Source organism: Nostoc sp. PCC 9305 (assembly GCF_963920915.1).
In the GTDB taxonomy this organism is placed as follows: domain Bacteria; phylum Cyanobacteriota; class Cyanobacteriia; order Cyanobacteriales; family Nostocaceae; genus Nostoc.
Window position 1 is genome coordinate 1 of the sequence record NZ_CAWUDN010000208.1, and the last position, 4,696, is coordinate 4,696.

At 42.1% G+C, this 4,696-nt stretch carries 6 protein-coding genes; 2 read left to right on the plus strand and 4 right to left on the minus strand.

Features of this window, described 5'->3' with window-relative positions; genetic code table 11:
- The first annotated feature begins 54 nt into the window (after positions 1–54).
- Entirely contained in the window at positions 55–258 is a 204-nt protein-coding gene (locus ACM0OX_RS35070; RefSeq protein ID WP_414519762.1) for a diguanylate cyclase domain-containing protein, read from the plus strand.
- Between the two features lie 196 nt (positions 259–454).
- Here ACM0OX_RS35070 and ACM0OX_RS35075 read toward each other — a convergent pair whose 3' ends face one another.
- Positions 455–673 (minus strand): Hfq-related RNA-binding protein, encoded by a 219-nt coding sequence (locus tag ACM0OX_RS35075; protein ID WP_292741129.1) that lies wholly within the window; start codon positions 671–673, stop codon positions 455–457.
- A 69-nt stretch (positions 674–742) separates the two neighbouring features.
- On the opposite strand from ACM0OX_RS35075, the gene dapF reads away from it, so the two are divergent.
- Positions 743–1,582: a diaminopimelate epimerase gene (dapF, locus tag ACM0OX_RS35080; protein WP_414519755.1), complete on the plus strand. Its 840-nt coding sequence runs from the start codon at positions 743–745 to the stop codon at positions 1,580–1,582.
- Positions 1,583–1,751: 169 nt separating this feature from the next.
- Here the strand turns inward: dapF and ACM0OX_RS35085 are convergent, their stop codons facing one another.
- From ACM0OX_RS35085 to ada, 3 genes are all read right to left on the minus strand, one after another.
- A complete protein-coding gene (locus ACM0OX_RS35085) occupies positions 1,752–2,768 on the minus strand; it encodes a DMT family transporter (protein WP_414519756.1) in 1,017 nt (338 codons plus the stop codon).
- A gap of 96 nt (positions 2,769–2,864) precedes the next feature.
- A complete protein-coding gene (locus ACM0OX_RS35090) occupies positions 2,865–3,503 on the minus strand; it encodes a DNA-3-methyladenine glycosylase family protein (protein ID WP_414519758.1) in 639 nt (212 codons plus the stop codon).
- Complete coding sequence (ada, locus tag ACM0OX_RS35095) at positions 3,487–4,566, minus strand: bifunctional DNA-binding transcriptional regulator/O6-methylguanine-DNA methyltransferase Ada (RefSeq protein WP_414519760.1); 1,080 nt, start codon at positions 4,564–4,566, stop codon at positions 3,487–3,489. The genes ACM0OX_RS35090 and ada overlap by 17 nt, the downstream gene beginning before the upstream one ends.
- Positions 4,567–4,696 lie beyond the last annotated feature (130 nt).

Below are 4,696 nucleotides of genomic sequence, written 5' to 3' on the forward strand. Positions count from 1 at the left end.
TATTAGATTCTTCTGATTCCTTGCGTCAAGCCTGATTGAGATGCTCTTACCCTGATTCAAAAATCTATTCAAGAATTAAAGATTCCTCATAAAAAGAAGAATAACTTTCAATATTTTGTGACCGTCAGCTTAGGTGTTGCAATTCAAAGACCAACAGATAAAAGTTCATCTCAAGATTTAATTAACGCCGCCGACAAAGCTTTATATAAAGCTAAAGAACAAGGACGCAATAGGTGGGTTTTTGCTGCAAAACTCTAAGTTTAATGATGAAACAATTAAAAATATAAAATTAAAAATACACAACTTTAATTGTGGGCTTGTATCCCATAATAAATAGAGAATTGCTTCGAGATGCGAGGCGCAAGGCATCTTTATTCCACGCCCACGGCTTAAGCCGTGGGCTTGAATTTTTAATTCGAGTGAAGCGATCGGTTGTGATTTTTCTGCCTCACTCCTAACTCACTTGTGGCTTGATGTAGGCGATCGCTTGTTTCCAAACGGTGGTTTGCTGGCTATTTTCATCCGCAATACAGATACACTGTGGATCTTGCCATAAAACCTTTCCTGTGAGTACATCCTGAGTCACCAGCTTTAACTCAACTGGCGTTGTTTGTTTAATCAGGTTTTGGACTTGTCTAATACTGGGTAAAGTGGTGTCAAATTCGGTAAGCATTTTTAGTAAAGATGAACCTACAAGGCAAAATAAAGAGTAACTAATCCTTGATAATTCATCCTTGAAGAAATGGCAATCGAATTTACTAAGTATCATGGTCTAGGCAACGACTTTATTCTCATTGACAATCGCTCGTCATCTTTGCCTGTAGTGACTCCAGAGCAAGCGATCGAGTTGTGCGATCGCCATTTTGGTATCGGTGCTGATGGTGTCATTTTTGCCCTCCCTGGAGAAAACGGCACGGACTACACCATGCGGATTTTTAATTCCGATGGTTCAGAACCAGAAATGTGTGGCAATGGCATTCGCTGTTTAGCTGGCTTTTTAGCAGATTTAGAAGGAGAATCCCGAAATCAAGACTCATATCGCATTCATACTTTGGGTGGTGTAATGACTCCCCAACTCTTATCTGATGGTCAAGTTAAAGTAGATATGGGTTTACCTAGGTTACTCGCTAGCGAAATTCCTACCACTCTTACACCCGCCCAAGAAAAAGTAATTTCTCAGCCGTTAGAGGTGGCGGGGCAAACTTGGGATGTCACCTGTGTAAATATGGGAAATCCTCACTGCATTACCTTTGTAGAAGATGTAGCAGCAATTGAGTTAGAAACCATCGGCCCGAAATTTGAGCATCACCCAGTTTTTCCTCAACGCATAAATACCGAATTTATTCAAGTGGTACGCCGTGACTATTTGAAAATGCGGGTGTGGGAACGGGGTGCTGGGATTACCTTAGCTTGCGGGACTGGTGCTTGTGCTTCCTTGGTAGCTGGTGTGCTAACCGGGAAATGCGATCGCACTGCGACTGTAGAATTACCAGGTGGCCCCTTGCAAATTGAATGGTCAGAAATTGACCAACGGGTTTACATGACAGGCCCGGCTGAAAAGGTATTCACTGGTAGACTGTAACCGATTTACTATTGGCATTACTCAAATAGTAGTGCCAATAGTAAGTCTAGTGGCGGGCTGTGCGATCGAGTCGAACCGGTTTCTTATACCAATTCAATTAATGATTGCAACATGTCCTTGGGTAAAGACGCGATGAATCGCGTCTCTACAATATGGTCTATTTGTTGCATTATTTTGGGGAACTGGTGGATGAATCTATTTCTGCTGAAGATTGAATCTGGGGATTAATTTTAGATTGCACAGATTCTTTATTAGAAATTGCGAGATATATACCCCCGACAATTAGAGCCAACCCTAACAAGTTAAAAATACTCAAGTTTTCCGAGAAAAGTATCCAAGCAAGAATCGCAACAATCACCGGATTGAGTAGTAAGAGTAAAGAGATAAATCCTGATGAAAAATTTTTGAGGCTGTATACAATTAGCCCATGACCCAAGGCTTCGCAAATAGCAGCTAACGCAAATACTACTAACCACCCCGACAAAGTAACTGGGAAAACTTGTTTTTCCAAGATTAGCACTACTGGTATCATCAATGAAGTTGCGATCGCACAGCGCCACAGGAGGATAGCGATCATTGAAAACTTATTGCCAATCTGCTCAATAAGTAAAAAGTTTGCTGCATAAAATATCGATGATATGAGGGCAACAGCATCACCTGTAAAATTATGATTAGAACGCAACAAATCTTCAAATACAACAGCGATCGCACCGATTATGGCTAAGATCAAACCGATGATAAATTTGCGCCCAAAAATTTGATTAAAAAATAGCCATCCTCCTAAAGTAGTAAATAGCGGATTGAGGCTACCTAACGCATTAGCATTAGCTGCACCAGTCTGAGTTAGCGACCAAGTCCAAGATAATCGACCTAATACATGAACTAGACCCACTGCGATTAAAAGCGCTATCTCTTTGATTGGATAACGTTGCTGTGGTAATACAGGTTTATCTTCTGTAATTTGAGTCCGTGCTTGGTTAATTCCACTCCATAAGCCAAAGATAATTGTCGCTATCCATAAGCGATTAAATAATGTAGCAACAGGACTCATTTCTCTAACAGCGACTTTAATAAATATTGCTGTTGAAGATAAAGCTAATAATGCAATTATTACTATGATTATCGGCAGGATTTTTGAAGTTTTATCAGACTTTTCTGCTGTTAGGCTTAATTGATTTTCTGCCATTTAGTTTATATTGATTATACCAACCGCCACGTGCGCCTTCTCTACGAGACACTACGTGAACGCGCAGCGTCTCGTTAGAGAAGGGAGAAGGAGTAATTATTTGGGATTACTTAGGTAATAGTGCCATAGAAGTCTTGCCGCAACTGCTCGCCACGGTCGCCAGTGCTGTGTCATGGCTTCTAGTTGTGCGGGTGTTGGACGCGTCGCCAAGTTTTTGAGTTTTTGTAGGGCGATCGCGATCGCTAAATCGCCTTTAGGAAAGACATCAGGACGTTGCAACGCCATGAGCAAATAAATATCAACTGTCCAATCTCCGATGCCTTTGAGACGCTTTAACTCGGTTCTGATAGCAGTTTCGTCCATTGTTTGGAGCTTGGTTAGATCAAGCTGACCAGTTGCGATCGCCTGAGCCAACCCACGACAGTATAAAATCTTTTGCCGACTGAATCCAATCGCTCTTAATTGAACATCATCCAATATCAGAAAATTTTCTGGCGTCAGAGTTACAACAACCCCACAGAGTCTTGTAAATACTGCCCTTGCAGCCGCTACAGAAACTTGCTGTTCCAGAATTATACACAGCAGCGTTGCAAAACCCGCTTCTCTTGACCATATCGGTGGAGGCCCCAGTGTCTCTAAAATCCGAGCCAAATCGCTGTCAAGTTGGGCAAGCACCATTAAACCACGCGTCAGACTTTCTTCAGTCAGCGATTCTAGTTCAGGTATTTGAGTCATCTTTGAGAAATTTCGATTCTTGTGTAAGCAGTTTTTGTTTGCGCTCAATTCCCCAGTGATAACCACCAAGACTGCCATCACTCCGCAGCACCCGATGACACGGTACAATCAGCGCGATCGGATTAGCGCCACAAGCATTACCCACCGCGCGGACTGCTTGGGGTTTGGCAAGATTACAGGCAATATCTGTGTAAGTGCGGGTTTCCCCATAAGGAATTTTTTGTAATGCTTCCCACACTTGTTTCTGAAATGCTGTCCCACGGACATCAAGTGGTAAATCAAGATGTGTTTCACCTCCTGCAATAAAGTCGAGGATTGCTTGTATCCATTCCTTGTGTGTGCGATCGTCACGCACGATCTGCGCTTGGTGAAATTCTTGCTTCAAAATGTGTTCAAGCTTGTCTGCTTCATCACCTAATTTTACGGCGCAGATACCCTTCTCTGTTGTTGCCACAAGCAAATATCCTAGTGAACATGGAGCGATCGCATAAACAATGTTGATTGTTTTTCCAGCTTGTTGGTAAATTTTTGGTGTCATTCCTAATTGTTTAGGTGCTTTCTCATACAGTTGACTACTTGAACCATACCCCGTATCGTAAACTGCATCAGCAATTTCCTCCCCCGACTGAAGACGCTGTTTCAATCGCTGGCTACGCAGTGCATCTGCATATTGAAAAGGCGATACGCCAATTATCTGCTTGAATATTCTTTGTAGGTAACTAGGACTCATTTCTACCTGAGAGCATAATTCCGATAGAGTTGGTATGCGGTCAACTTGTGCTTCAATATATCGACATACTGCTAAAATTTTGGCTGTATTTGGAACTATTTCAGATTGTGGCTGACAGCGCTTACAAGGTCGAAAACCTGCAATTTCAGCATCTTGTACCGACTGGAAAAAACAAACTTGATTGCGATTCGGTCTGCGACTAGGGCAAATAGGTCGGCAATAAATGCCTGTAGAGCGAACACCATAGAAAAACTTACCTTCAAAAGCGGAGTCTCGATTGAGAACTGCTTGCCATAGTGTTTCTTCTAAAAATTGTGTCTGTTGTAATTGCATTCATTCCTCCTCAAATCTATTGCAAAGTACCCCCACTTTGGATTGTCCATGATTAGTTTTTGCCTTTAGGTAAAACTACTGGAGTTTAGACTAAGCCATACAAAATGACCCAGCAGGGCTGAGTTAATCA